Genomic DNA, 26,747 nt, shown 5'->3' on the forward strand with positions numbered 1-26,747 from the left:
TTAGGCTGTTGTCCAGCGACAAAAATAAGACCAGGGTTGAGGACGCCGATGAGCCTGTTCGAGAGCGACAAATCCGCCGAGCGGACTCCGGTGTCACTGATCACCGGCTTTCTTGGCAGCGGCAAGACCACATTGCTCAACCGCCTGCTGCGCCACGACGCGATGAAGGACAGCGCCGTCATCATCAACGAATATGGCGAGGTCAGCCTCGACCACCTCCTCGTGGAACGCGTGGACGGCGAAGTCGCCGTGCTTGCGAGTGGTTGTATTTGCTGCACTATTCGCAGCGATCTGGAAGAGACCCTGCGCGCGCTGCTGGTGCGCCGCGATCGTGGCGAGGTCCCGCCGTTCCGCAGGATTTTGGTTGAGACGACGGGGTTGGCTGACCCCGCTCCCATCGCTCAGCTGCTGCTGAACAACCCCTTGGTCTCGCATTTCCTGCGGCTAGACACCGTGGTGACCACCGTCGACGCGGTCAATGCAGCGCGGCAGCTCGACCGCCAATACGAGGCGGTGAAGCAGGTCGCGCTCGCTGACCGGCTGCTGATCACCAAGCGCGATTTGGTCAATGACACTGACGCACTGGACTTGCGGCTTCGTCGGCTCAATCCCAGCGCCAGGATCGAGAACGTGGCGCATGGCGAGGTCGATCCGGCTCAACTGTTCGGCGCCGCCCTCATTGACCCCGAAAAGAAGACAGCCGATATCGAGCGCTGGCTCAACGAGCAGGCGTTCGCCGACATCGCCAAGGCTGCGCATGAGCGCGGCCATCATCACGATGACGGTCATGCCCATCACGAGCATCATAGCCACGACGCGTCGATCCTCAGCTTCATGATCGCATTCGACGATCCCCTTGACTGGATGGCCGTATCGCGCTGGCTCGCACATCTGCGTGCCACCCGGGGCGAGGACCTCTTGCGGGTCAAGGGCATCTTGAATCTTCGCGATGAAGCCACACCGGTCGCGGTCCATGGCGTCCACCACGTCTTCCATCCGCCGGTGGCGCTGGCAAAATGGCCCAATGCCGACCGCCGTTCACGCATCGTGTTCATCACCCGTGGCATTACGCGCCACGAGGTGCTTGACCTCTGGCGGGAGGCCCACGCGAGCGCCTGAGCACCACAAAGACTGCTCGCGAAGCTTTTTGAGAGGGCGCTTCTTCCGGACGCGCGCTCAGACGCGGGCGTCTGACGGCGCCCGCTGCTTGAGCAGCCGCGCGCAGACGAGGCCGAGCAGCACCATGATCGCGGCGCTTGCAGACAAGGTCGCCATCTTGCCGGCATGCTGGAGCCCGAATCCGTAGGCGAGCGGCCCCACCGTCTGCCCCATGAAGAAGAAGAACGAATGCAGCGACATTGCTGTGGCGCGCGCCTCGACCGAGAGCTCGCTGGCGAAGACCTGGAGACAGCCATGGGCGATGTAGAAGCCCCAGCCCATCACGACGAGATTCAGCGCCTGCACTTCCCAGCGTGGACCGAAGGCGACGGCGATGAGCTGTGAGGCGACCAGCGTCATCCCTGCGATCATCATGCCCTTCACGCCGAGCCAAGGCAGCAGGCGCGACACCGTGAGCGTGTAGAACAGGCCGCCGACCGCAAAGCCGGCGATGACGATGCCGGCGATCGACAACGAGGTCTGGCCGAGCTCGAACAGGAACGAAGCGATGTAGGGAAACAGGCCGAGCACGCAGCAGCCTTCGATGAACACAGCCGAATAGCAGACATAGGCATTCGGGTTGGTGAAGATGGTGCGATAGCCGGCCTTCAGCGCCGACAGGCTCGTCTTCGGCGGATGCTTGACCTTGGCGCCACGAAAGCCGGCAGCGACTGCGATAGACGCGACGATCACGAGCACACCGAGCACCGCCAGCACGCCGCGCCAGCCGAGGAAATCGCCGATCAGGCCGGAGGCCGAGGCGCCGAGCAGATTGCCGGTCATGGCGCCGGCGAGCGTGCGGCTGATCGCAACCTGGCGTTTCTCGGACCCGACGAGATCGCTGGTCAGGCTGAGCGCCACCGGAAATACGCCGCCGGAGCCGATGCCCGCGAGGATGCGGGTCGCAAACAGAACCGAGAACGACGTCGAGAATGCGCCCAGGATGTTGGCGAGGCCGAGCAGCGCGAGGCAGCCGATCATCAGCCGCGTCTTGCCGAACAGATCGGCGGCGGCGCCGATAATCGGCTGGATGATCGAGAAGGTGAAGGCGAACACCGCGGCAAAGCCCGCGGCGGTCGCGATGCTGACGCCAAAATCCTCGGCGACGTGCGGCAGCACCGGATCGAGTGCACGGGCCGACAAGGCAGCGGCGAAGCTTGCGCCTGAGATGACGTAGAGCGCCGTCGGCAAGCCGGGATCTGGCGGCCGCGCCTCGCTCTGCTGCATCAGCGCGGATTCTTTGCCAGCGCGTCGAACGCGATCAGCCGGGCGATGAGCCCTTCGAACTCGCGCAGCGGCACCATGTTAGGACCGTCGGAAGGCGCGCGATCGGGATCGGGATGGGTCTCGATGAAGACGCCGGCAACGCCGACCGCGACAGCTGCACGCGCCAGCACCGGGACGAATTCGCGCTCACCGCCCGAGGACGTCCCCTTCCCGCCCGGCTGCTGCACCGAATGGGTGGCGTCGAAGATGACGGGTGCGCCGGTGGTGCGCGCCAGGATCGGCAGCGCGCGCATGTCGGAGACGAGCGTGTTGTAACCGAACGAGGCACCGCGCTCGGTGACGAGCACGTTGGGATTGCCGGCGCTCGTGATCTTGGTCACGACGTTGGCCATGTCCCAGGGTGCCAAGAACTGGCCCTTCTTGACGTTGACGACCTTGCCGGTCGCGGCCGCCGCCAGCAGCAGATCGGTCTGCCGGCACAGAAAGGCTGGAATCTGCAGGATGTCCACGGCCTGCGCCACCTCGGCGCATTGCGTGGCTTCGTGCACGTCGGTCAGGACAGGCAGGCCGAGCGAGGATCGGATCTCGGCGAAGATCGGCAGCGACTGCGCAAGGCCCAGCCCGCGCGCCGCCGCCGCGCTGGTGCGGTTGGCCTTGTCGAACGAGGTCTTGTAGACGAGGCCCAAGTTCAGCCGCGCGGCGATCTCCTTCAGCGCGGAGGCGACCTCCAGCGCATGCTGGCGGCTCTCGAGCTGGCAGGGCCCGGCAATGACCGAGATCGGCAAATCATTGCCGAATTTGACCCTGCCGATGGTGACGACCGGCGCCGCTGAATTCGAAGAGCTCAAGGCAAATCCCTCGTTTCGGCGCGACCATAGCCGCCACGAGGGTCGGATCAACCCTCTTCCGCCCGGGCGGTCCGAATATCAGGGTTGCGCCAGGGTTCCCTGCCCGCCGCCTGCTACTTCACCGCCGAGAAGGCGGTCGGGGTCAGGATCTGGCTGACGATGTTGGCGACGATCTGGCCGTCGGCTTCGCTCTCGGCGCGCGCCTTCATCCAGTCCGGATCGGTCATGAACGCGCCCCACTTCTTCTCGCGCTCGGCAAGCGAGTCCCAGGCGAGGAAATAGGTCAGGTCCTGGTTGGATTCGCCGATCAGGGTGGTGAAGAACCCGGCCTGCTTGATGCCGTGCTTCTCCCAGATTTTTAGCGTGGCGGTCTCGAAGCGCTTGAGCAATGCCGGTAGGCGGCCGGGCACGCAACGATAGATACGCATTTCGTAAATCATTCTTGCTCCCTCCCTGGCAGGAGCGGCGGTTATACCCGCTGGCCACAACTCTGTCTTGAGCCTCACCCGGGCGACCTCATGGCGTTTCGCGCATAGCTCGATAGCGCGGAGCCGGCGCTCTTGATAATGTGCAGGCTCGGTCCGGACGGATCAGCCGCCGACGGCCCGAGCAATCGGCAAAACGACCGAAGCGATCAAAGGGGGGCAGAGGCAATGACCTATTTTGATCTCGGACCCTACAGCCGCAAAATCACGACGACCTCGCCCGATGCGCAGCTCTGGTTCGACCGAGGGCTCAACTGGGTGTTCGGATTCAACCACGGCGAGGCAATCAAATGTTTTCGCAAGGCGCTCGAGTTCGATAGCAGCTGCGCCATGGCGCATTGGGGCATCGGCTACGCCGCGGGTCCCAACTACAACCTGCCCTGGGTCCGCTATGACGCACAAGGCCGTCAATTGGCGCTGGCGGCATCATACGATGCGACGCAGGACGCGCTCGCGCAGGCGGATAAGGCGAGCCCGGTCGAGCAAGCGCTGATCCGCGCCTTGTCGGTGCGCTATCCGCAGCGTGAAGCGATCGAGGACATGGCGCCGTGGGACAAGGCCTTCACGCGAGAGATGCGAAAGGTCTTCGCCACGTATCCCGAAGATCTCGATGTCCGAGCCATCTTTGCCGAATCGATCATGAATGAGACGCCGTGGCTGATGTGGGACCTTGAGTCTGGAGAACCCACCAAGGGCGCTGGCACCGAGGAATGCAGGGCCGTGCTCGAACAAGCTTTCGATGGATGGCCGGCTGCGTGGAATCATCCGGGGCTGCTCCATCTCTACGTCCACCTCATGGAGATGTCGCCCTTCCCGCAACGGGCGATGCGGGCTGGGGACCGGCTGCGCGGGATCGCCCCCGATAGCGGCCATCTGATCCACATGCCGACGCATCTCGACGTGCTGTGCGGGCAGTACAACGACGTCCTGCTCTACAATCAGAAGGCGCTGGCGACCGACCGCAGATTCCTCGCTTATTCGGACGATCCGGGTGTCTACCTGGTCTATGTCATTCACAACTTCCACTTCGCCATCTACGGCGCGATGTTCCTGGGTCAATACGCCCCCGCTATCGCAGCGGCCGAGGAACTCATTGCCACCGTGCCCGAGCCAGTGCTGCGCATTCAATCGCCCCCCATGGCGGACTTCCTGGAAGGCTATTTGACGATGAAGCAGCACGTTCTCGTGCGTTTCGGCAAATGGCACGACATCATTGCCCAACAGCTGCCGGAGGATCGCGAGCTATACTGCTCTGTGACGGCGATGATCCACTACGCCAAGGCGGTGGCTCATTCGGCGCTTGGCCACGTCACTGAGGCCGAAACCGAGAAAGCGTTGTTCGCACAGGCGAAGACGCGCGTGCCGGAGAGCCGGCTCGTGCACAACAACAAGGTCGTCGCCCTGCTCGGCGTGGCCGAAGCCATGTTGAATGGCGAACTGGAATATCGCAAAGCCAATTACGACTTCGCGTTCGCTGAGCTGCGCAGATCGGTCGCGCTCAGCGACGCCTTGCCCTATGACGAGCCGTGGGGATGGATGCAGCCACCGCGTCACGCACTCGGCGCGCTGCTGCTGGAGCAGGGACGGGTCGAGGAAGCCGAGGCAGTGTACCGTTCCGATCTCGGCCTCGATGGAAAGCTGAGCCGGGCCTGCCAGCATCCCGACAATCTGTGGTCGCTTCACGGTTTGCACGAATGTCTCATGCGGCGTGGCGACAAGGCCGAGAGGCCGCTGATCAAGCAGCGACTTGACCTCGCCCAGTCGCGGGCGGAGGTGCCGATCGAGGCATCTTGCTTCTGCCGCAGGATGGACATCGCGGCCGCGTAACCGGACGTGCGAGCAAGACTTTGGTCAGGGCAGACCGAGCCGGCTACACCAGCCGGCTCTGCTTCGCCGCTGCCTCGATGAACGAAGCGAACAGCGGATGCGGCTCGAAGGGGCGCGACTTCAGTTCGGGGTGGAACTGGACGCCGATGAACCAGGGGTGGTCCTCGTACTCGACGATTTCAGGCAGCACGCCGTCGGGCGAGAGGCCTGAGAACTTCAGGCCGTGCTGCTCGAGGCGGTCCTTGTAGGCAGTGTTGACCTCGTAGCGATGGCGGTGACGCTCGGAGATTTCGGTTGCACCGCCATAGACCTGCGAGACGCGGCTGCCGCGGTTGAGCGTTGCCGGATAGGCGCCAAGCCGCATCGTGCCGCCGAGGTCGCCGGCCTGCGAGCGCTTCTCCAGCTCGTTGCCGCGCAGCCACTCCGTCATCAGGCCGACCAGCGGCTCCTTGGTCGGGCCGAACTCGGTGGAGTTGGCGTCCTCGATGCCGACGAGGTTTCGCGCGGCCTCGATCACCGCCATCTGCATGCCGAAGCAGATGCCGAAATACGGCACGTCGCGCTCGCGCGCGAACTGCGCCGCCTTGATCTTGCCTTCGGCGCCGCGCTGGCCGAAGCCGCCGGGCACCAGGATGCCGTTGACGTGCTCGAGGAACGGCGCCGGATCCTCCTTCTCGAAGATCTCGCTCTCGATCCAGTCGAGATTGACCTTCACCTTGTTGGCGATGCCGCCATGCGAGAGCGCCTCGATCAGCGATTTGTACGCATCCTTCATGCCGGTGTACTTGCCGACGATGGCGATGGTGACGTTGCCCTCGGGGTTGCGGATGCGCTCGTTGATCTGCTGCCAGCTGCGCAGCTCCGGCGGAATCCGCGAGCCGATGCCGAAGGCGGCGAGCACCTCATCGTCGAGGCCCGCATTGTGATAGGCCTCGGGCACCGCGTAGATGTTGTCGACGTCGCGCGCCTCGATCACGGCGCTTTCGCGCACGTTGCAGAACAGCCCGAGCTTGCGCCGCTCTTCCTTCGGGATCTCGCGATCGGTGCGGCAGAGCAGGATGTCCGGCTGGATGCCGATCGAGCGCAGTTCCTTCACGGAGTGCTGCGTCGGCTTCGTCTTCAATTCGCCGGCGCTGGGAATATAGGGCAGCAGCGTCAGATGGATGTAGACGGCGTGATCGCGCGGCAGCTCGTTCTTGAGCTGGCGGATCGCCTCGAAGAACGGCAGGCCCTCGATGTCGCCCACGGTGCCGCCGATCTCGACCAGCACGAAGTCGTAATCGTCGTTGCCGTCTAGGACGAATTCCTTGATGGCGTTGGTGACGTGCGGAACCACCTGGATGGTCGCGCCGAGATAATCGCCGCGGCGCTCCTTGGAGATGATGTCCTGGTAGATGCGCCCGGTCGTGATGTTGTCGGCCTTGGTCGCGGGACGGCCGGTGAAGCGCTCGTAGTGACCGAGATCGAGATCGGTCTCCGCGCCGTCATCGGTCACGAACACTTCGCCGTGCTGATACGGCGACATCGTTCCGGGATCGAGGTTGAGATAGGGGTCGAGCTTGCGGAGGCGGACCTTGTAGCCTCGGGCCTGCAGCAGGGCACCCAGTGCCGCCGAAGCCAGACCCTTGCCGAGCGAAGAAACCACGCCGCCGGTGATGAATATGTACCGCGCCATGGGACTTAACCTCTAATCCCCTAAATACGATTCGCCAAAGCGATTCGCATTCCGCCCCAAAGATTTTGCGGGCCTGTGGGTGAGCCGAAACGAAGAGTGATGACAGTGCCTTGATGGGGATTGTTGATGCAGGACGGTAGCCACCGCCCTGCATGGCCCCCCTGCTTTATTGCGAGCGCGGCACCTGAGGACCGGTCGGAGCCGGTGCCTGCTGCTGCTCGTCAGCCTTCTTCAGCGAATCCAAGATGCCGCCCGAGGTCGGCGGCGCGATCGGCGACCCGCCGGCCGGCTGGGTCTGCGAGGGCTGGCCGATGATCGACGACGGCTTGCGGTCGTAACCGGCATACCAGGACAGGAACAGGCTGGTGAGGAAGAAGCCGACGGCCAAGATCGCGGTGGTCCGCGTCAGAAGGTTCGCCGTGCCGCGGCTCGACATGAAGCCCGCGCCGCCGCCCATGCCGAGGCCGCCGCCTTCCGACTTCTGGAGCAGGACGGCACCGATCATGACGGCGACGATCATGAGGTGGATGACGATGACAACGGTCTGCATGATATCCTTCCGTCACAAGCGGGCGGCGCCTGACGGCGGCCGATCGCGCTTCGCGGGTTTTCCTGAAGTTGCGCGGTGTTACACGATCGGAGGTGGCAATGCCACCCCCGATCGGGCCCGGTCCCGCGGTTTGGACTTAGCTAGGGGCAGCCCTTGGCGATCGCAAGGAAATCGGCCGCCTTCAGGCTGGCACCGCCGACCAGAGCCCCATTGACGTTCTTCACCGCCATCAGTTCGGCCGCGTTCGAGGGCTTGACCGAGCCGCCGTAGAGGATTCGCATCTTCGCGCCCTCAGCCTTGAACCTGATGGTCAGGAGTTCCCGGATAAAGCCATGAATCTGCTCGACATCCTTGGCTGTGGGGGTCAGCCCGGTGCCGATCGCCCAGACCGGCTCATAGGCCACGACCAGATTGGCCGCCGTCGATCCATCCGGCAGCGAGCCGTCGAGCTGGCCGCGCAGGATGTCCAAGGTCTGGCCGGCGTCGCGCTGGCCCTGCGTTTCGCCAATGCAGACGATCGCAACGGTCCCGGCGCGCCAGGCCGCCTCGGCCTTCTGCCGGATCAGCGCGTCGCCCTCGCCGTGGTCGGCGCGGCGCTCGGAATGGCCGACGATGATGGCGGTCGCGCCTGCATCGGCGAGCATTTCGGCGGCGATATCGCCAGTGTGGGCGCCGGAGGCCTTGGGGTGGCAGTCCTGGGCCCCGACCGCGACCTTCTTGCCGCGCGCCTTCTCGGCGAACGCCGCAACCAGGGTCGCCGGCGGGCAGACCAGCAGGTCGGCCTTGCCAGCCGCGTCTGCCGCGTCGTTGAGCATGGCGTCGAATTCAGCAGCCTGGGCTTTCAGGCCGTTCATTTTCCAATTGCCCGCGATCAGCGGTCGGATGGCGTCGGTCATGTCAATGTCCAGCAGAATGAGGTTTGTTCATGCGCTAGCAGAGGTGCTCCTGCAGTTCCAGAGACCAGAGGCCCTTTCGCCGCAGCTTCAAGTGGTCGCCCGGGGCGAGGTTGCGGGGGGAAAGCCGCCACTTTATGATGATCTATCAATTTGGTGACGCGCTTTTGCGGAATCTGCATTAAGACGCGCTCCGTTCCCCTCCTGACCAAACAAGTTGGACCAAATGCTCCGAGGAATACGCAAGGCCTCATCGAACTGGCTCGGCAAGATCATTATGGCCGTGGTGATGGGCGTGTTGATCATCAGTTTCGGCATTTGGGGCATTGCCGACATCTTCAAGGGCTTCGGCCAGTCCACGGTCGCCAAGATCGGCAGCACCGAGATCTCGCTCAACGAGTTCCGCCAGATCTACACCGACCGCCTGCAACAGATCAGCCGCCAGTTCGGCCGTCCGTTGACGTCCGACCAGGCGCGCGCGTTCGGCCTTGACCGCCAGGTGCTGCAGCAGACCATTGCCGAGGCCGCGCTTGACGAAGAGGCGCGCCGGCTCGGCCTCGGCCAATCCGACGAGCAGATCCGCCAGCTCATCATGAACGACCCCAACTTCAAGGGTATCGGCGGCAATTTCGACCCCAATCGCTTCCAAGCCTTGATCCGCAATTTCGGCTACACCGAGCAGCGCTATGTCGCCGAACAGCGCAAGGTATCGCTGCGCCGGCAGATCACCGGCACGGTCGGCGCCGGCCTCGAGCCCCCGAAGGCCATGGTCGACGTCCTGACGCGCTACCAGAACGAACAACGCTCGATTGAATTCGTCCGGCTCGACGCCGCGCAGGCCGGTCCGATCGACCCGCCCTCGCCCGAGGCGCTTGCCGCCTATTTCGAGGATCACAAGGTCCAGTTCCGCGCGCCCGAATATCGCAAGATCTCCTTCGTCGTGGTCTCGCCGGAAGAGATCGGCAAATGGACCGAGGTCTCGGACGAGGATGCCCGGAAGGCGTTCGAGCAGCGCAAGGATCGGCTGGGCACGCCGGAAAAGCGCCAGATCCAGCAGATCGTGTTTCCGAACGTTGCCGAAGCGCAAGCCGCTCGCGAGCGCCTCGTCGGCGGGACGTCGTTCGAGGACATCGGCAAGGAACGCGGGCTGAGCGCCTCCGACGTCGACCTGGGACTGGTGACCAAGTCTTCGCTCACGCCCGCCGTCGGCGATGCCGCGTTCGCGCTGCCTGCCGGCGAGATCAGCCAGCCGATCCAGAGCGGACTCGGCGTCGCAATCGTCAGGGTCGACAAGATCGAGCCGGGCGCCGAGGCCGACTACACCAAGCTTGTCGGCGACATCAAGCGCGAGATCGCGACTGAGCGTGCGCGCGTCAAGGTCGCCGACCTCCGCGACAAGATGGAAGACGAGCGCGGCGGCGGCTCCAGCGTGATCGATGCGGCGCAGAAGCTCGGCCTCACCGCCGTGACCATCGAGGCCGTCGACCGCTCCGGCCGCGCCCCGAACGGCCAGCCGATCGCCAACATCCCGCAGGGCCTCGACGTGGTGTCGCAGGCCTTCAACACCGACGTCGGCGTCGACAACGACGCGATCTCGTTCAAGGGTGGCTATGTCTGGTACGACGTGCTCGCCATCACGCCCTCGCGCGACCGCAATCTCGACGAGGTCCGCGACCAGGTCGAGGGGCGCTGGCGCCAGGACCAGATCGCGGCCAAGCTGAAGGCCAAGGCGACCGAGATGGTGCAGAAGCTCGAAGCGGGCGGCAAGCTCGCCGACGAGGCCGCCGCTGTCGGCGCCAAGGTCGAGACCGCGACGGGCTTCAAGCGCGACGACTCGCCCGCCGGCGTGCCCGGCACCGTCGTGGCGGCGGCCTTCCGCACCGCCAAGGACGGCATCGGACAGACGGCCGTGAGCGGCGGCGGCGAGGTGATCGTCTTCCGCGTCACCGACATCGTCGATCCCGCGGTCGACTTTGCCTCCGACGCGGTCAAGAAGCTGAAGGAGAGCCTCGACCGCGCCCAGACCGAGGAGCAGGTCGCTTCCTACGTCAACAAGCTTGAAACCGACATCGGGACCACCATTAATCAGGCCGCCTTCGCGCAGGTGACCGGCGCGAACCAGTGAGTTGAAAGCACGCGATGGACGACCTGAAATCGATCATTGGAAAAGTGGCGACCGGCGCCAGCCTGTCGCGTGACGAAGCCGCTTCCGCCTTCGATGCCATGATGAGCGGCGAGGCCACGCCCTCGCAGATGGGTGGGCTCTTGATGGCGCTGCGGGTGCGCGGCGAGACCGTGGACGAGATCACCGGCGCGGTCGCGGCGATGCGCGCGAAGATGCTGACCGTGCAGGCGCCGCCGGAGGCGGTCGACATCGTCGGCACCGGCGGCGACGGCTCCGGCTCGGTCAACGTCTCGACTTGCGCGTCCTTCATCGTCGCGGGCGCCGGCGTGCCCGTAGCCAAGCACGGCAACCGCGCGCTGTCGTCGCGCTCGGGCGCTGCCGACGTGCTGGCCTCGCTCGGGGTGAGGATCGATCTCAAGCCGGAGCAGGTCGGCCGCTGCGTGCGCGAATGCGGCATCGGCTTCATGTTTGCCCCCGCCCACCATCCCGCCATGAAGAACGTCGGCCCCACCCGGGTCGAGCTCGCCACGCGCACGATCTTCAATCTGCTCGGTCCCCTGTCGAATCCGGCCGGCGTGAAGCGGCAGATGGTCGGCGTGTTCTCCAGGCAATGGGTGCAGCCGCTGGCGCAGGTGCTGAAGAATCTCGGCTCCGACTCCGTCTGGGTGGTGCACGGCTCCGACGGCCTCGACGAGATCACACTCACCGGCCCGACCTTCGTCTCCGCGCTTCACAACGGCGAGATCCGGAATTTCGAGGTGACGCCGGAGGAAGCCGGCCTTTCGCGTTGCGAGGCCGGTGCGCTCAAAGGCGGCGACGCCGATGCCAACGCGATCGCGCTGCAGAGCGTGCTCGACGGCAAGCCGAGCCCCTTTCGCGACGTGGCGCTGCTCAACGCCGCCGCCGCGCTGGTCGTGGCCGGCCGTGCCAAGGACCTCAAGGAGGGCGTCGCGATCGGCGTCCGCTCGATCGACAGCGGCGCAGCCAACGCGAAGCTGAAGCACCTGGTCACGGTCTCCAAGAGCTGAACTCCCGCATGTCCGACATCCTGACCAAGATCGAGACCTACAAGCGCGAGGAGATCGCGGCGGCGAAGCGAGCGCGTCCGCTCTCCACCGTCGAGGCGCAGGCCAAGGCCGCCTCCGCGCCGCGCGGCTTCCTGCGCGCGATCAAGGCAAAGCACGCCAAGGGCGGCTACGCGCTGATTGCCGAGATCAAGAAGGCCTCGCCCTCCAAGGGACTCATTCGCGCCGATTTCGACCCGCCGGCACTCGCCAGGGCCTATGAGGCCGGCGGCGCCGCCTGCCTGTCGGTGCTGACCGACACGCCCTCGTTCCAGGGCCATCTCGACTTCATGATAGCCGCGCGCGAAGCAACCTCGCTTCCCGTTCTGCGCAAGGATTTCTTGTTCGATCCCTATCAGGTGGTCGAGGCCCGCGCGCACGGCGCCGACTGCATCCTGATCATCATGGCGGCGCTCGATGACGCCGCCGCAAGAGACCTCGAAGACGCCGCCCTCGCCTACGGCATGGACGTCTTGATCGAGATCCATGACCGCGCCGAGCTCGACCGGGCGCTGAGACTTCGCTCGCCGATGATCGGGGTCAACAACCGTAATCTTCGGACCTTCGAAACCACACTCGCGACCAGCGAGGCCTTGGCGCCGCTGATCCCTTCGGACCGGCTGATGGTCGGCGAGAGCGGCATCTTCACGCCCGAGGACCTCGCCCGGCTGGAGCGCGTCGGCATGGCGACGTTCCTGGTCGGCGAGAGCCTGATGCGGCAGGCCGACGTCACGGCGGCGACGCGCTCGCTGCTCGCGCGCCAGGCGACGGCGCGCGCGGCGGGCACGCGCTGACATGGCGCGCCAGCCAGCGAAGAGGTTGGCCAAAGCGAAGCAGGCCAAAGCCGAGGCGGGCCCGGCCCTCACCCATATCGGCGCCTCCGGCGAAGCGCGGATGGTCGACGTCTCGGACAAGCCCGCGACGGAGCGGCTTGCGGTCGCCGAGGGACGCGTCGTCATGACCAAGACGACGCTCGATCTGATCGTGTCCGGCAACGCCAAGAAAGGCGACGTACTCGGCACCGCGCGCATCGCCGGCATCATGGCCGCCAAGCGCACCTCGGAGCTGATCCCGCTCTGTCATCCGCTCGCGCTGTCAAAGGTCATCGTCGATATCGAGCCTGACGCCAAGCTGCCGGGCTGCGTGGTACGGGCCAGCGTGAAGGTGACGGGACCGACCGGCGTCGAGATGGAGGCGCTCACGGCGGTGTCGGTCGCCTGCCTCACCATCTACGACATGATCAAGGCCGTCGAGCGCGGCGTGCGCATCGAGGGCATCCATCTGGTCGAGAAGCTCGGCGGCAAATCCGGCCATTACCGCGCCTGACGCGGGTTTGCGCAAGCACGCCGGTTTCGCGCCGCGCGCATGGATTGCTTTTGCGCGCGAGCATTCACGTCTCGTTAACCGCGCTTCCTAACTTTACTTCCACACCGTCACCGTAAACCAACGGATGTTCTCAGGGTCCTGAATTGATCCTGACGTGTGCGCGGCAACGAATCCAGCATGAAGATGAAATTCGGCAATCGTCTGTTTGACCAGGTCTTCGTGCGCAGCGGTCCGATCCGCTGGCTGGTGGTTGGCGGCACGCTGCTGATCGCGGCCATCGCCATAGGCTCGGTCCTGATCGCGCAAAATTTCCGGGAGCGGGCGCTGCGCAATTCCGGCCGCGAGCTGGAAAACACCGTACTGCTGCTCGCTCATCATTTCGACCAGCAATTGCAGGACTTCGCCGTCATCCAGAAGGATTTCGTCGATCACGTCCGCACCACCGGAATTGCGACCGGAGAGGACTATCGCAAGCGCCTCTCGGGCGAGGACGTGCATCGGAGGCTGCGGTCGAAGATCGAGGCGCTGCCCTACATGGGCGGCGTCAACATCATCGATGCCGAAGGCAATCTGATCAATTCGTCGACGGCGTGGCCGGCCCCCAAGGTGAATGTCGCCGATCGTGCCTACTTCCGCACCTTCAAGTACGATCCCAATGCGCCTGATGTCCTGATCGAGCCGCTGCACAGCCGCGTCTCCGGTGCGTGGACCATTCTGGTGGCCCGGAGGGTCGTCGGGCCACGCGGCGAGTTCCTCGGTGTGGTCGGACGCGGAATCGAGCCCGCCAACTTCGAGAAGTTCTTCGCCTCCGTGGTGCTCGGCGAAGGCGCGACGATCTCGATGCTGCATCGCGACGGCACACTGCTCGCCCGCTATCCGCAGTCCGGCGAATTGATGGGGCGAAACTTCAAGACCGGACCGTTCGAGCATCAAAGGGTGTTCGGGCTCGATCATTTCGCCGGCCGCTTCAACAGCCCGGTCGACGGCGAGGACCGGCTGATCTCCTCCCGCGCCCTGCCCCACTTCCCGATCCTGGTGATGGCCACCACGACGCGCGCAGCAGCCCTGGCGGACTGGCGCGAGCAGATCGGCATTCTGATCTCGATCGCAGCCTCTTCCGCGCTCGCGATCGCAGGCGTGCTGATTGCCGTCGTGCGCAAGCTGCTGGAGCAGCACCGCCTTTCGCGCGAACAGCTGACGCTGGAGAAGCAGCGGCTCGACCGCGCCGTCAACAACATGACGCAGGGCCTGTTGCTGTTCGATTCCGAGCAGCGGCTCGTGGTCTGCAACCAGCGCTACATCGAGATGTACGGCTTGTCGGCCGAGATCGTGAAGCCCGCCTGCAGCTTTCGGGACATCATCGCCCATCGCAAAACGACCGGCTCGTTTACCGGCGACGTCGATGCCTACGTCGCGCGCGTCCTGAAGGACATCCATCTCCGCAACTCCATGGTGGTCGATACCGCCGACGGCCGTTCGATCCACATCCTCAACGAGCCGCTCGCGGATGGCGGCTGGGTGGCGACCCATGAGGACATCACGGAGCGCCGGCGCATCGAGGAGCGCATCACCCACCTCGCCCACTACGACGCGCTGACGGACCTGCCCAACCGCGCCATGTTTCACGAGCATCTGCGGCAGGAGCTGGCTGCGGCCCGCCACGGCGAGCAGACCGCGGTGCATTACATCGACATCGACGAGTTCAAGGGCGTCAACGACGCGCTCGGCCATCTCGTCGGCGACGAGCTGTTGAAATCGATCGCGACGAACCTCCGCCGCTGTGCCGGCCCGGCAGACTTCGTGGCGCGCCTCGGCGGCGACGAATTCGCCATCGTGCAAGGCGCGGTGACGTCGTTGGATCAGGTCAACGAGCTCGTCGCGCGTGTCTTCGAAACCATCCGCACGCCGGTCGACTGCATGGGCCATCATCTCACCAGCGACGCCAGCATCGGCATCGCGCTCGCGCCGGAACACGGCACGGCGCTCGACCAGATCCTGAAGAATGCGGACATGGCAATGTACGCGGCCAAGTCCGCCGGACGCCACACCTACCGCTTCTTCGAGCCGGCCATGGACGCCAAGGTCCGCGAACGCCGCGACCTCGAGGGCGACCTGCGCCACGCCATCGCGCAAGGCGGCCGCGAAGGCGGGCTCGAGGTGTATTACCAGCCCTGCCTCGGCCTGAAGGACGACCGCATCACCGGCTGCGAGGCGTTGGTGCGCTGGCGCCATCCCGAGCGCGGCTGGGTCTCGCCGGCGGATTTCATCCCGATCGCCGAAGACACCGGCCTGATCAACGAGATCGGCGAATGGGTGCTGGCGACCGCGTGCCGGGACGCGGCAAGCTGGCCCGACGACATCCGCCTCGCCGTCAACGTCTCGCCGGTGCAGTTCAAGAGCGGCACGCTGGCGCTGAAGATCATGGCGGCGCTCGCCGCGTCGAACCTGCCGGCGAGCCGGCTCGAGCTCGAGATCACCGAGGCGGTCCTGATCCGCGACGACGATGCCGCGCTTGCCATCCTGCACCAGCTCCGCGCCATCGGCGTGCGCATCGCGCTCGACGATTTCGGCACCGGCTACTCGTCGCTGAGCTATCTGCACCGCTTCCCGTTCGACAAGATCAAGATCGACCGCTGCTTCGTCGAGGACATCGCCCGTCCCGACGGCTCCGCCAGCATCGTTCAAGCCGTCGTCAACCTGGCGGCCGCCCGTCGCATGACCACGACGGCCGAGGGCGTCGAGACCGAGGAGCAGCAGCGTCTGCTGCGCACGCTCGGATGCTCCGAGATGCAGGGCTATCTGTTCAGCGCCGCCAAACCCGCCGACAAGATGCTGGAGCTGTTCGCGCTGCACCGCAGCCGGCTCGCCCGGCGCGAAAGCCGCGAGAGCCGCCGCCGCGAGGTCGGTTAGGCCGAAACGGCGCTGCAAACCAAATCGCCCGGAAGCGGTCCTCCGCTCCCGGGCGAAACATGATCCGAAACGTCGTAAGATCTAGTTCGGCACTGCAGACTTCGTCGCTGGCTTGGCAGCGACGGCATTTGCCGTAACGCCGTGGAGGAAGTCGTAGGCTGCGTGCAGAGCCTTATCGTCCTTCTCTTCCGGCGGAACGTAGGACTGCGATCCGGTCTGCTCGGTGCCGTCGGCCGACAGATGCCCGCGCATCTGGGATTCCGCCATGGTGTCCATCCGCCCCTTCAGCTCGGGCGGCACGTCCTGGAGGATCTCGATGTCGGGCGCGATGCCCTGGGCCTGGATCGAGCGGCCCGACGGCGTGTAGTAGCGTGCCGTGGTCAGCGCCAGCGCGCCATTGCCGGAGCCGAGCGGAATGATGGTCTGCACCGAGCCCTTGCCGAACGATCGCGTGCCGATCAACGTCGCGCGCTTGTGGTCGTGCAGTGCACCGGCAACGATCTCCGAGGCCGAGGCCGAGCCGCCGTTGATCAGCACCACGATCGGCTTGCCTTTGGTGAGGTCGCCGCCATGGGCGGTGAAGCGCTGGGTTTCTTCCGGACTGCGGCCGCGGGTCGAAACGACCTCGCCGCGCTGCAGGAAGGCGCTCGACACCGACACGGCCTGGTCGAGCAGGCCGCCCGGATTGTTGCGCAGATCAACCACGTAGCCGGCGAGCTTCTCCGGCGGGACCTGCTTGGAGACCGAGGCGATCGCCTTCTTCAGGCCGTCGGCGGTCTGCTCGTTGAACGAGGTGATGCGGATATAGCCGATGTCGCCGTTCTCGACGCGGAAGCGCACCGGACGCACATGGATGATCTCGCGCGTGATCGCAACCTCGAGCGGCGCATCCGCGCCCTTGCGGATGATGGTCAGCTTGGTCTTGGTGTCGACCGGTCCCTTCATCTTGTTGACCGCCTGCTCGAGCGTCATGCCCTGCACGGCCTCGCCGTCGATCTTGCCGATGAGGTCGCCGGACATGATGCCGGCCTTCGAAGCCGGCGTGTCGTCGATCGGCGAGACGACCTTGACGAGGCCATCCTCCATCGTGACCTCGATGCCGAGCCCGCCGAACTCGCCGGAGGTGGTCTCCTGCATCTCGGTCCAGGCCTTGGCGTTCATGTAGCGCGAATGCGGGTCGAGCGAGGTCACCATGCCGGTGATCGCCCCCTCGATCAGCTTGGCATTGTCCGGCTTCTCGACATAGCTGGCCTTGACCCGCTCGAACACCGCGCCGAACAGATTGAGCTGGGAATAAGCATCATTCGCACTCACTGCCGCCCGCGCTGCCCATACGCCGCCCTGCGGGCTGGCTACCAGAAGGGTCAGGCACGCTCCCGTGAGCGCGCCCAGGGGGAACAGCAGGGTTTTCCGCATGAAGGTGCCTTTTGCTTGGCGTTTCTCTTGAGGCTGGGAAACGCCATGCAAATGGCGATCCAGTCCATCTCTCACAATACCATTCTGGTTTCTTCAAGGCCGGGATGCCGCGCTGGCGGGTACACCGAAGAAATCTCTTCGCCTTGGCCTAAACTTTTGGCAACGTTCCGAAACTGTTTCGAAGCAACACGACGCCGGTCCGAGCCGCTCACGCCTCGCAGCTATGCGATTTTAGGATGGTTTTGGAGGGCCGGACGCGATAGGCGATGGCGACAAGACTTCAAATTCTCGGGAGGACAACAATGAATGAAGCGCCCCGCATCCGGCCGGAACGGAACGTCGAGCTCGGCGCCAGCGACGAGCCGTTCCAGAACCTGCACGAGTTCATCCGGAAGGCGCGCGCCAACCTCAACCAGAATGCCTGGGACTACATCGTCGGCGCCGCCGAGACCGAGACCACGATGCGGCGCAATCGCATGGCGCTCGACGAGATCGCCTTCCGCCCGCGCGTGCTGCGCGACGTGCGCAGGATCGATGGCAGCGTCGAGCAGTTCGGCCGCAAGCTGCGTCTGCCGGTGGTGCTGGCTCCCGTCGGCGCACTCGAGATCTTCGATCCGGATGGCGCGGCGAGCGTCGCGCGCGCTGCAGGCAGGTTCGGCGCCGCGCACATGCTGAGCTCGGTGTCCGAGCCCGGCCTCGAGACGACCGCCGAGGCTGCCCCCGATGCACTGCGTCTCTATCAGCTCTATGTCCGCGGCGACGATGCTTTCGTCGCCGATGTCGTCAGCCGGGCCGAGAAGAACGCCTATGCCGCCTTCTGCCTGACCGTCGACACCGCCCATTACAGCCGTCGTGAACGTGACATCGCCAAGCGCTACGTTCGCGAGAGCCGCCTGCGCGCCACCGGCGGCGATTTCCAGAAGGGCCTGGAGTGGCGGACCGTGAAGATGATCAAGGATACGTTCAAAATTCCGCTGATCCTCAAGGGTATCGCCACGGCCGAGGATGCGCAGATCGCGCTCGATCACGGCGTCGAGTGGATCTACGTCTCCAACCATGGCGGACGCCAGCTCGACCACGGCCGCGGCGCCATGCACGTGCTGCCGGAGATCGTCGACGCCGTGAAGGGCCGCGCCAGGATCATGGTCGACGGCGGCTTTTGCCGCGGCACCGACATCGTCAAGGCGATCGCGGCGGGCGCCGACCTCGTCGGCATCGGCCGGCTGCAATGCTGGGCGCTGGCGGCAGCCGGCGAAGCCGGCGTCGCACGGATGCTGGAGCTGCTCGAAGACGAGGTGCTGCGCTGCCTCGGCCTCCTGGGCGCCACCTCATTCGCCGAGATCGATAAATCCTGCCTGCATCCGGCGACCGCCACCAACGCGCCCAGCGTGTTCAGCGCGTTCCCGCTGTTCGATCACGAGCCCTATCGTTACTGACGCGCCATACTGAAGTGAAGGACGCAATGACATCGCTCTCTCCCGGCAGCGCGGATGCGCTGCTGTTCGACCTCGGGCGCGTTGTGCTCGACATCGACTTCTCCAAGGCGATCGCCTGCTGGGCGGGACATGCCGGCTGCCAGCCCGAGGCCATCATCGCGCGCTATGTGCGCGACGAGGCCTACCGGTTGCACGAGATGGGCAAGATCAGCGATGCGGACTATTTCGCCTCGCTGCGGTCCTCGCTCGGGATCGGCATCTCGGATGCGCAATTCCTGGAAGGCTGGAACGCGATCTTCGCCGGCGAGATGCCTGATATCGCCGAGCTGCTGCCGCGGGCGGCGAAGCAGATGCCGCTCTATGCCTTCTCCAACACCAATCGGCCGCACGTCGACTATTTCTCGAAGGAATATGCCGGTCTGCTCGGCCATTTCCGCGAGCTGTATCTGTCCTCCAGCATCGGCCTGCGCAAACCGGATGCCGAGGCCTTCGACCATGTCGTGGCGGCGATCGGCGTGCCGGCCGAGCGCATCGTGTTCTTCGACGACCTCGCCGAGAACATCGAGGGAGCGCGGGCGCGGGGGTTGACCGCCGTGCATGTCACCTCGCCGCGCGATGTCGGGAACGCATTGAAAGCACTGGGGATCTGAGCCGCGGGAAAGCCCGGAGCGCGCTCACTTGCCGGAACAAAAACTGCTGAAATTGTGGAACCTGATCACTTTGTGCATTTTTATACAGAGTTCCGGGAACGGAATACCACCTTTCGGACTCATGAGTCCGTTGGGACTTCTACATTGGACTGATCGACGTGCTGGGCAAGACCTATCTCACCAAGCAAGCCTCTCTCCTGCTCGAATTCGCTAGAACCACCTCGGATTCTGACCTCTCCGCCAAGCTGATCAGCAAGGCCGCCGACCTGAAATCCCAGGCCGATCCGCTGCCCGACAAAGATCAGGGTCCCAAGGCGCCCGACGTCGCGGATTTCAGTCCAGGCGATCCGACGGAGCGTTGACCGATGCTGGCCGTGGCGCTCGTCATTCTCGTCCTTGCCATGGCAATCCTCGTTCCGGTCTGTCTCGCCTTCCGCATCATGCCGCGGCGGAGTTGAGCCGACCTCCTCCACCCCGCGATCACGCAGGATAAATCATCCCGCGTGCTGCTTTGCCTCACGCCTGCACTCGGCTAGAACTCTCGCCGCCCATTGACTGATGTGCTCAGCAGGAGTTCGCCCGTGGCCCTGATGCCGGTTTCTGACGCGCTTGCCGCGGTGTTGGCCGGCGTCGAGCCGCTGGCTGAACAGATGGTTTGCCTCGACGAGGCCTACCATCGTGTGCTCGCCCGCGATGTCGCGGCACGGCGCACGCAGCCGCCGGAGGCAATGTCGGCGATGGACGGCTATGCCGTGCGCACGGCGGACGCGGCATACGATTCGAGGTTGACCGTCGTCGGTGAGGTCGCGGCGGGCCGGCCGTTCGCGGGAAGCGTCGGCCCCGGCGAAGCCGTGCGGATCTTCACCGGCGGCGTCGTTCCCGACGGCGCCGATGCCGTCGTGATCCAGGAGGACACGGCTGCCGACGGCAAACATGTCACGATCAAGGAAGCCGCCATTTTCGGCCGGCACATCCGCCCTGCAGGCGTCGACTTCCGCGAAGGAGACGTGCTGCTGCGCAAGGGAATCCGTCTCACCGAGCGCGATCTCGCCCTTGCCGCCGGAATGAATCATCCGCATCTCGCCGTCATCCGCCGCCCGAGGGTTGCCGTTCTCGCCACCGGCGACGAGCTCGTGATGCCAGGCACCACGCCTGGTCGTGGCCAGATCGTCTATTCCAACGGCTATGCCCTGCATGCGCTCGCCCGCAGCGAGGGCGCCGAGACCATCGACCTCGGAATTGCCGCCGATACGCTGGAGGCGACGTCCGCCGGCATCCGCAGCGCGCGCGAGAGCGGCGCCGACATCCTGATCACGACCGGCGGTGCGTCGGTCGGCGACCACGACCTGGTCCAGCAGGCGCTCAAGGGCGAAGGCATCGCGATGGCGTTCTGGAAGATCGCGATTCGGCCCGGCAAGCCGATGATGCACGGTCGACTAGGCGCGATGCGCGTGATCGGCCTGCCCGGCAATCCCGTGTCGTCCTACGTGTGCGCCTTCCTGTTCATGGTGCCCTTGATTCGCGCCCTGTCGGGCCGTTCAGCGATTCATCATCAGCGCGAGCGCGCCGTGCTGGGCCGCGATCTCGCCGCCAACGACCAGCGCGAGGATTATCTGCGTGCGCGACTGGAGGTGCGCGACGACGGCACGCGCGTCGCCCTTCCCGTCAGCCATCAGGACTCCTCCCTGCTTGCGAATCTCGCTGCGGCACAGGTACTTCTCGTGCGTGCACCGTTCGCGCCGAAGGCCGAGGCAGGGACGCCTTGCGAGGTGCTCCGGCTGCCCGTCTGAGCCGCCCAGCCACACGCATTCCGCGAGTTTGGCCGCGTTCACCATAAATTAAGCAGTTGCGGAACACATATCGAACATATAGTGTCCGTTCATGATTTGTTTCGAGGATGTAGCGGCTTATTGCCGACTTCATCGTCTCGGAATCGAACGACATCAACCGGGGGACTTTGGTCGAGATGTTGACGCGCAAACAATACGAGCTTCTGCGGTTCATCAGCGAGCGTCTGAAGGAAAGCGGCGTGCCGCCGTCCTTCGACGAGATGAAGGATGCGCTCGACCTGCGCTCGAAGTCAGGCATCCATCGCCTGATCACTGCGCTCGAGGAGCGCGGCTTCATTCGCCGCCTGCCCAACCGTGCCCGTGCCATCGAGGTGATCAAGCTGCCCGAGCTCCAGGCCGCCGCCGGCAATCGCCGCGGCTTCACCCCGAGCGTCATCGAGGGCAATCTCGGCAAGGTGCGCGCGAGCTCCAGCCCGCCCGCGGACGAGGGCGAGCGCCCGGTCGCGGTGCCCGTGATGGGCCGCATCGCCGCCGGCACGCCGATCGAGGCACTGCAGACCCGCAGCCACACCATCAGCGTGCCGCCGGACATGCTCGGCTCGGGCGAGCACTACGCGCTCGAAGTGCGCGGCGATTCGATGGTCGAGGCCGGCATCCTCGACGGCGACATGGCGCTGATCCAGCGCAACGAGACCGCAAATACCGGCGACATCGTGGTGGCATTGATCGACGACGAGGAGGCCACGCTCAAGCGCTTCCGCCGCCGCGGCGCCTCGATCGCGCTCGAGCCCGCCAATGCCGCCTACGAGGTCCGCATTCTTCCGCCGAACCGCGTGAAGATCCAGGGCAAGTTGATCGGGCTTTACCGGAAGTACTGATACCGGAAGTCTCAAGCGCCGCGCGCGCTTCGATCGGCATCGGCGATCCAGGATCGGAGCGGATACTTGTCCGCTCCGGCTGGACGGTTTCTCTGGTTCTGCGCCGGCTGTCCGGTCCATCTTCCCGCGCGACATTCGCCCGCGCAGGCGCGCAGCCATTTCTGCTTCGCCGGTAGAGTTGTGCCGGCAGTGCTGATAGCTCCGGCCGAATGCAAGGACGCGAGGTTTGTTCCTATCGAATCCGGGAAAGATAATGTGATCGCGTGCTGCGAACGCGAGCCGCAGATTTGCCCATAACCGAGCAGAGCGTTGTATGCTTCCACTCTGATAGAGGCCTGCGCCTCGAAAGAGACGCGGGTCGCTATCCCAGCATGAGGAGCACCCGATGTGTGACTACAGCTTGCATGCCGTCGCGACGCGCCCCGCCGTAGTCGGCGAGACGATCGTCACGACAACCTTCCGCGGCACCTCGACGCGCGGCTTCGCTTCTGAAGCCGATCCCTCCGTCGCGGTCTGTCTGCTGCCGGGAACGGAGCTCGCTTTCGCCGACGACGTCCGCTACGACAACCGCTGGATCTGGACGCGCACCGTGAACTCTCGCGTCGGCAAGTTCGGCAAGATCGACCCGCACATTCCCGATCGCCATCATGACGCGATCGAATTTCCCGACGGCAAATATGTGCTGGTGACGCAGCTCGTCGAAGGCCAGCGCGCGACCGTGCTGCAATTGCCGGTGACGCAGCCGGCCCCCGAGCGCGAGCACAAGCCGCAGACCGTCGCCGACACGCGGCCCACGATCACGCGCCTGCCGATCGGCTGACGCCCTTCGGCCGAAAGGCCGAGCCCGGGATTGAAATTGCCGTCGCCGGCCGAGGCCGGCGAGCCCGGTGGGTTTTTGTTTCAGGACATTCGATCGGCGAGCCCGCCGCCGCGCCTCGTCGCCGCATGAAGTTTGGGCCGTCCTGCCTGAATTTTGAACGTTCGCTCCGCAGCCAAATGACCGATGCTGCAGTGGCTTGAGGCGGCGGACAGGCTCGATGAAGACCTTCATTCGCGTCGTTGAACTCTGGGTACCCGACCGGACGCGCATGCGGCTGGAATTCGGCGGCGGCCTCTACGACGAAGGGCTGTCCGCGTTCAAGGCCGTCAGCGAAGAGCTGCACTTCGGATATGACGAGGGACTTCCAGGCAAGGCCTGGGCCTGTGGCCACCCCGTCATCCTCACGAAATTCGCCAACTCCTATTTCAAGCGGACCGATCAGGCCGCTGCGGCCGGCCTCACCTGCGGCGTGGCGGTGCCGGTGTTCGCGGGCGAATTCCTGCAAGCCGTGCTGGTGCTGTTCTGCGGCGACGACGAGGCGCACGTCGGCGCGATCGAACTCTGGCACAACGATCCTGATCTCTCGCATGAGATGGGGCTCGTCGATGGCTATTACGGCACCGCGGACATGTTCGAATTCAACTCCCGCCACACCAGATTTCCGCGCGGCTTCGGCCTGCCCGGACGCACCTGGAAGGCGGGCCTGCCACTGATCATCAAGGACTTGCACGACGCCAAGAGCTTCTTGCGCTGGGAGGACGCCGCCAAGGTCGGGATCAATCTCGGCGTCGGCGTGCCCTACGGAACCGGTACCGACCAGACCTGGGTTCTGACATTCCTGTCCGCGCAGGCAACGCCGATTGCACGACGCTTCGAGATCTGGGTCCCGAACGAGGACCGTTCGGCGCTGGTCTTTCGCGCCGGCGATTGCAGCGCACAGACCGACCTCGCCGCACGCTATGCGGCGCAGTCCATCGCCAGGGGCGAAGGCAGCATCGGCGGCGCCTGGGCCGCCGGCATGCCCGCGCTCAACGACGATCTCACCCGTGACGGCTCGATAGCCGGCTCCGAAGCCTGCGCAGCCGGGCTGAGCCGAATGGTGGCCCTGCCGGTCATCGGCAACGGAAGGCTTGACGCCGTGCTGGCCTGGTATTTGTGATCCGCGTCAATCGTCGGCCTGCAAGTCGGCCTCCGATGGCGTTGCGTCCCGGCTGCGGGGCACGGCCGCCTTCGGCACCAGGCTGCCGTCGAAATCCCCCTCGCCGGCGCCGGCAGGCAGCCAGGGACGGCTTGCCCCTCTCGCTCTCACCGCCTGCACCGAAAAACCCTCTCCGCTTCGCGTCAGAGCCAGTGCGCCCTGACCGGCAAGACGCGCCCGATCGACCACCATCGCCGCGCAATCGGACGGCGCGGGCCGCGCCGTCACCACCAGCGCGGCGCGGCTGCAATCATCGGCCAGCGCGTCGATGCGCGTCGCCAACGCGATCAGTCGTCCGTCCGCGAGCGGCGCCACGCAGCCGGACTCGTCACACGACACCCCGCTCGCCATCGAGGCGTTACCGGCATCGCGCGGATCGGCATCGGCAGCCAACCACTCCTTCAGCAGGAAGCTGTCCTTGCTGGCGCGGATCACCTGCAAGCGCCCATCCCCGCCCCGGACCGCGACGCTCGCGCCGTCCCCGGCAATCAGGATATCCGGCTGCCGTACCGACAGTCCCCAGAGGATCGCTGCCAGCAGCACCAGGGCGCCGGACCAGCGCAAGGGCGTGCGCAACAGGCCCATCACGATGAGCCCGAGGCTCGCCGCGATCAGCGGCGCGATCCCGAAGGCGGGAATGCGGCCGACGGCGCCCGGCAGGGCCGCCACCCAGCGCGCGACCAGGACCATCCACTCGATGCCGATCCCCATCAACCACCAGAACACGCCGTCGAGCCCGAAGGGCGCCGCGAGCAGCCCCAACAGCCCGGCCGGCATCACCAGCGCCGAGACCACCGGCATGGCGCCGAGATTGGCGAGCACGCCGTATGGCGTCACGCGATGGAAGTGGAAGGCGGCGTATGGCGTGGTCGCGAGCCCCGCGATCAGCGAGGCCAGGAACAGCATCGCGATCTCGCGGCCGCCCCACAACGCGATCCGCGCCGTTGCGGAATGATCGGGCGAGGCGAGCAGGTTCGGCATGCCGATCTGCACCAGCGCCACCAGCCCGAGCGTTGCCGCAAACGACATCTGGAAGCTCGGATGCACCAACGCCTCCGGCGCGACCGCGAGCACGATCAGCGCCGCCACCGCCAGCGTGCGGAAGGTGATGGCGCGGCGGTCGACCATCACGGCGATCAGCACCACCGCCGTCATGAAGAAAGATCTTTGCGTCGCGACCTCCGCGCCCGACAGCAGAAGGTAAAACGCGGCCGCGACCAGCGCCGCCGCCGCCGACCACTTCTTGATGGCAAAGCCGGCCGCCAGCCCCGGGATCAAGGCCAGCAGCGCGCGCACCGCGAAGAAGACGACGCCGGCGACGACCGCCATGTGATAGCCGGAGATCGACAGCACATGGCCGAGTCCCGAGACGAACATGGCATCGTTCACGGGCGCGGTGATCGCATCGCGCCGCCCCGTGAGCAGCGCCGTCGCAATCGCGCGGTTGTCGCCTTCGAGCGTTGCGCGGATGCGCGCATCGATCGCGTCGCGCAGGCCCTGCATGAAGGCGGCATAGCGCAGCCGCAGGCCGCCGCCATCCGGCGGCGAGGACGCCGTGATCGCGCCCATCACGAAGCCGGAGGCGCCGATGCCCTGGAAGAACATGTCGCGCGAGAAATCGTAGCTGCCGGGGCGCACCGGTGAGATCGGCGGCATCAGCCGCGCCTTCAATTGCACGAAGCTGCCGACCTCCGGCGCCGTGCCCTTGCGCACCGAGAGGCGGACGCGCTCGAGCTTGACGTCGCTGCGCTGCGCCTCTATCGCGCTGACGCGCAGCACGAAGCGATCGGTGCGCTCGCGGATGTCGCGCGCTTCCACGAAGCCCGACAGCGACACCGAATAGAGCGGTTTTGCCAAAACGGTGTGCGCGATACGCGCGGTCTTCCAGGTCGCCACGGCAAAACCAGCCGCGACCGCCGCGAGCATGATAGCAGGCGCAAACAGCCGACTTCGCCGCAGCAGCAACGCGCCGAGCATCAGCGCGATGGCTGTGGCGGCAACCACCCACAGCACCGGCTCATGATCGGCGGCGAAATAAAGCGCGATGCCGCCGCCGAAGGCGACCGGCACCCACGGCAACAACCGGCCAGGCCCGGCCTCGGCCCGCGCCCATTGGCGCAGCGTGTCGACGATCGCCGGCCAGATGCCGAGGCCCGCTGGCGCCAAGCCGCCGGCCGGGGCGGCGCGGCCGACCGGCCACGTCCCGGCAACTCCCTGGGACCGTCCTGGCCGGCCCGGCTCCGCCATTCCCCTGCACCTTACGATACGCGACGGCTGCAGAGGCTACCGGACCGTGCGGCTGCGCGAATAGCGGTACAGATCAGGAACAGGCGTGGACCGGCTTACTTTTCCTCTTTCATCGTCACGGCGACGTCCGCCTTGGCAGACAGCCTCACCTTGTGTCCTTCGACATCGGCAACAACGCCCTTGTCGATGAAATGATGGTGCCCTTTGGAGTCACCTCAACCCTC

General features: G+C 65.6%; 22 protein-coding genes and 1 pseudogene. 14 read left to right on the plus strand and 9 right to left on the minus strand.

Annotated features, from left to right (window positions below; genetic code table 11):
• Nucleotides 1-48: 48 nt before the first annotated feature.
• Complete coding sequence (locus tag ACVWYQ_RS05785; RefSeq protein ID WP_271537756.1) at nucleotides 49-1,119, plus strand: CobW family GTP-binding protein; 1,071 nt, start codon at nucleotides 49-51, stop codon at nucleotides 1,117-1,119.
• Between the two features lie 57 nt (nucleotides 1,120-1,176).
• On the opposite strand, the gene ACVWYQ_RS05790 is transcribed toward ACVWYQ_RS05785, so the two are convergent.
• The 3 genes from ACVWYQ_RS05790 to ACVWYQ_RS05800 all read right to left on the minus strand — a co-directional run bounded on the left by ACVWYQ_RS05790 (nucleotide 1,177) and on the right by ACVWYQ_RS05800 (nucleotide 3,673).
• The gene (locus tag ACVWYQ_RS05790) at nucleotides 1,177-2,385 is read right to left on the minus strand and encodes an MFS transporter (protein ID WP_271537754.1); all 1,209 of its coding nucleotides are present in this window, start codon (nucleotides 2,383-2,385) and stop codon (nucleotides 1,177-1,179) included.
• Nucleotides 2,385-3,233 (minus strand): 3-deoxy-8-phosphooctulonate synthase, encoded by an 849-nt coding sequence (gene kdsA / locus ACVWYQ_RS05795; protein WP_271537752.1) that lies wholly within the window; start codon nucleotides 3,231-3,233, stop codon nucleotides 2,385-2,387. The genes ACVWYQ_RS05790 and kdsA overlap by 1 nt, the downstream gene beginning before the upstream one ends.
• A gap of 113 nt (nucleotides 3,234-3,346) precedes the next feature.
• A complete protein-coding gene (locus ACVWYQ_RS05800; RefSeq protein ID WP_271537750.1) occupies nucleotides 3,347-3,673 on the minus strand; it encodes an NIPSNAP family protein in 327 nt (108 codons plus the stop codon).
• A 213-nt stretch (nucleotides 3,674-3,886) separates the two neighbouring features.
• Between ACVWYQ_RS05800 and ACVWYQ_RS05805 the strand changes: the two genes are divergently transcribed.
• The gene (locus tag ACVWYQ_RS05805; protein WP_271537748.1) at nucleotides 3,887-5,545 is read left to right on the plus strand and encodes a hypothetical protein; all 1,659 of its coding nucleotides are present in this window, start codon (nucleotides 3,887-3,889) and stop codon (nucleotides 5,543-5,545) included.
• 43 nt (nucleotides 5,546-5,588) lie between these two features.
• Here ACVWYQ_RS05805 and ACVWYQ_RS05810 read toward each other — a convergent pair whose 3' ends face one another.
• From ACVWYQ_RS05810 to tpiA, 3 genes are all read right to left on the minus strand, one after another.
• Complete coding sequence (locus ACVWYQ_RS05810) at nucleotides 5,589-7,220, minus strand: CTP synthase (protein ID WP_157283627.1); 1,632 nt, start codon at nucleotides 7,218-7,220, stop codon at nucleotides 5,589-5,591.
• A 166-nt stretch (nucleotides 7,221-7,386) separates the two neighbouring features.
• The gene (gene secG, locus ACVWYQ_RS05815) at nucleotides 7,387-7,770 is read right to left on the minus strand and encodes a preprotein translocase subunit SecG (RefSeq protein WP_036009912.1); all 384 of its coding nucleotides are present in this window, start codon (nucleotides 7,768-7,770) and stop codon (nucleotides 7,387-7,389) included.
• A 140-nt stretch (nucleotides 7,771-7,910) separates the two neighbouring features.
• Entirely contained in the window at nucleotides 7,911-8,666 is a 756-nt protein-coding gene (gene tpiA, locus ACVWYQ_RS05820; RefSeq protein WP_456725504.1) for a triose-phosphate isomerase, read from the minus strand.
• 223 nt (nucleotides 8,667-8,889) lie between these two features.
• Here tpiA and ACVWYQ_RS05825 point away from each other — a divergent pair, with 223 nt between their 5' ends.
• The 5 genes from ACVWYQ_RS05825 to ACVWYQ_RS05845 all read left to right on the plus strand — a co-directional run bounded on the left by ACVWYQ_RS05825 (nucleotide 8,890) and on the right by ACVWYQ_RS05845 (nucleotide 16,088).
• Nucleotides 8,890-10,788 (plus strand): SurA N-terminal domain-containing protein, encoded by a 1,899-nt coding sequence (locus tag ACVWYQ_RS05825; protein WP_271537742.1) that lies wholly within the window; start codon nucleotides 8,890-8,892, stop codon nucleotides 10,786-10,788.
• Between the two features lie 14 nt (nucleotides 10,789-10,802).
• Nucleotides 10,803-11,816 (plus strand): anthranilate phosphoribosyltransferase, encoded by a 1,014-nt coding sequence (gene trpD / locus ACVWYQ_RS05830; protein ID WP_271537740.1) that lies wholly within the window; start codon nucleotides 10,803-10,805, stop codon nucleotides 11,814-11,816.
• A gap of 8 nt (nucleotides 11,817-11,824) precedes the next feature.
• Nucleotides 11,825-12,646 (plus strand): indole-3-glycerol phosphate synthase TrpC, encoded by an 822-nt coding sequence (trpC, locus tag ACVWYQ_RS05835; protein WP_271537738.1) that lies wholly within the window; start codon nucleotides 11,825-11,827, stop codon nucleotides 12,644-12,646.
• Nucleotide 12,647: 1 nt separating this feature from the next.
• Nucleotides 12,648-13,178, plus strand: a complete 531-nt coding sequence (gene moaC, locus ACVWYQ_RS05840; RefSeq protein WP_271537736.1) for a cyclic pyranopterin monophosphate synthase MoaC — start codon at nucleotides 12,648-12,650, stop codon at nucleotides 13,176-13,178.
• A 177-nt stretch (nucleotides 13,179-13,355) separates the two neighbouring features.
• On the plus strand, nucleotides 13,356-16,088 hold the full coding sequence (locus ACVWYQ_RS05845; protein WP_271537734.1) for a bifunctional diguanylate cyclase/phosphodiesterase: 2,733 nt from the start codon (nucleotides 13,356-13,358) through the stop codon (nucleotides 16,086-16,088).
• An 81-nt stretch (nucleotides 16,089-16,169) separates the two neighbouring features.
• On the opposite strand, the gene ACVWYQ_RS05850 is transcribed toward ACVWYQ_RS05845, so the two are convergent.
• Nucleotides 16,170-17,504 (minus strand): S41 family peptidase, encoded by a 1,335-nt coding sequence (locus ACVWYQ_RS05850; protein ID WP_271537732.1) that lies wholly within the window; start codon nucleotides 17,502-17,504, stop codon nucleotides 16,170-16,172.
• A 302-nt stretch (nucleotides 17,505-17,806) separates the two neighbouring features.
• Between ACVWYQ_RS05850 and ACVWYQ_RS05855 the strand changes: the two genes are divergently transcribed.
• The 7 genes from ACVWYQ_RS05855 to ACVWYQ_RS05885 all read left to right on the plus strand — a co-directional run bounded on the left by ACVWYQ_RS05855 (nucleotide 17,807) and on the right by ACVWYQ_RS05885 (nucleotide 24,237).
• Nucleotides 17,807-18,940 (plus strand): alpha-hydroxy acid oxidase, encoded by a 1,134-nt coding sequence (locus tag ACVWYQ_RS05855; protein ID WP_271537729.1) that lies wholly within the window; start codon nucleotides 17,807-17,809, stop codon nucleotides 18,938-18,940.
• Nucleotides 18,941-18,966: 26 nt separating this feature from the next.
• Nucleotides 18,967-19,590, plus strand: coding sequence for an HAD family hydrolase (locus ACVWYQ_RS05860; RefSeq protein ID WP_036025208.1), 624 nt, complete (start codon nucleotides 18,967-18,969; stop codon nucleotides 19,588-19,590).
• A 158-nt stretch (nucleotides 19,591-19,748) separates the two neighbouring features.
• Entirely contained in the window at nucleotides 19,749-19,952 is a 204-nt protein-coding gene (locus ACVWYQ_RS05865; protein ID WP_128265692.1) for a hypothetical protein, read from the plus strand.
• Nucleotides 19,953-20,171: 219 nt separating this feature from the next.
• Entirely contained in the window at nucleotides 20,172-21,380 is a 1,209-nt protein-coding gene (locus tag ACVWYQ_RS05870; protein WP_271537726.1) for a molybdopterin molybdotransferase MoeA, read from the plus strand.
• A 176-nt stretch (nucleotides 21,381-21,556) separates the two neighbouring features.
• The gene (gene lexA / locus ACVWYQ_RS05875; protein ID WP_036009965.1) at nucleotides 21,557-22,258 is read left to right on the plus strand and encodes a transcriptional repressor LexA; all 702 of its coding nucleotides are present in this window, start codon (nucleotides 21,557-21,559) and stop codon (nucleotides 22,256-22,258) included.
• A gap of 385 nt (nucleotides 22,259-22,643) precedes the next feature.
• Nucleotides 22,644-23,078, plus strand: coding sequence for a hypothetical protein (locus tag ACVWYQ_RS05880; protein ID WP_271537723.1), 435 nt, complete (start codon nucleotides 22,644-22,646; stop codon nucleotides 23,076-23,078).
• Between the two features lie 217 nt (nucleotides 23,079-23,295).
• Nucleotides 23,296-24,237: a GAF domain-containing protein gene (locus ACVWYQ_RS05885; RefSeq protein ID WP_271537721.1), complete on the plus strand. Its 942-nt coding sequence runs from the start codon at nucleotides 23,296-23,298 to the stop codon at nucleotides 24,235-24,237.
• Nucleotides 24,238-24,243: 6 nt separating this feature from the next.
• On the opposite strand, the gene ACVWYQ_RS05890 is transcribed toward ACVWYQ_RS05885, so the two are convergent.
• A complete protein-coding gene (locus ACVWYQ_RS05890; RefSeq protein ID WP_456725505.1) occupies nucleotides 24,244-26,523 on the minus strand; it encodes a ComEC/Rec2 family competence protein in 2,280 nt (759 codons plus the stop codon).
• Between the two features lie 95 nt (nucleotides 26,524-26,618).
• A pseudogene (locus ACVWYQ_RS05895) lies at nucleotides 26,619-26,738 on the minus strand (DUF2171 domain-containing protein); the annotation flags it as partial.
• Nucleotides 26,739-26,747 lie beyond the last annotated feature (9 nt).

This window comes from Bradyrhizobium sp. USDA 3397 (assembly GCF_054060965.1).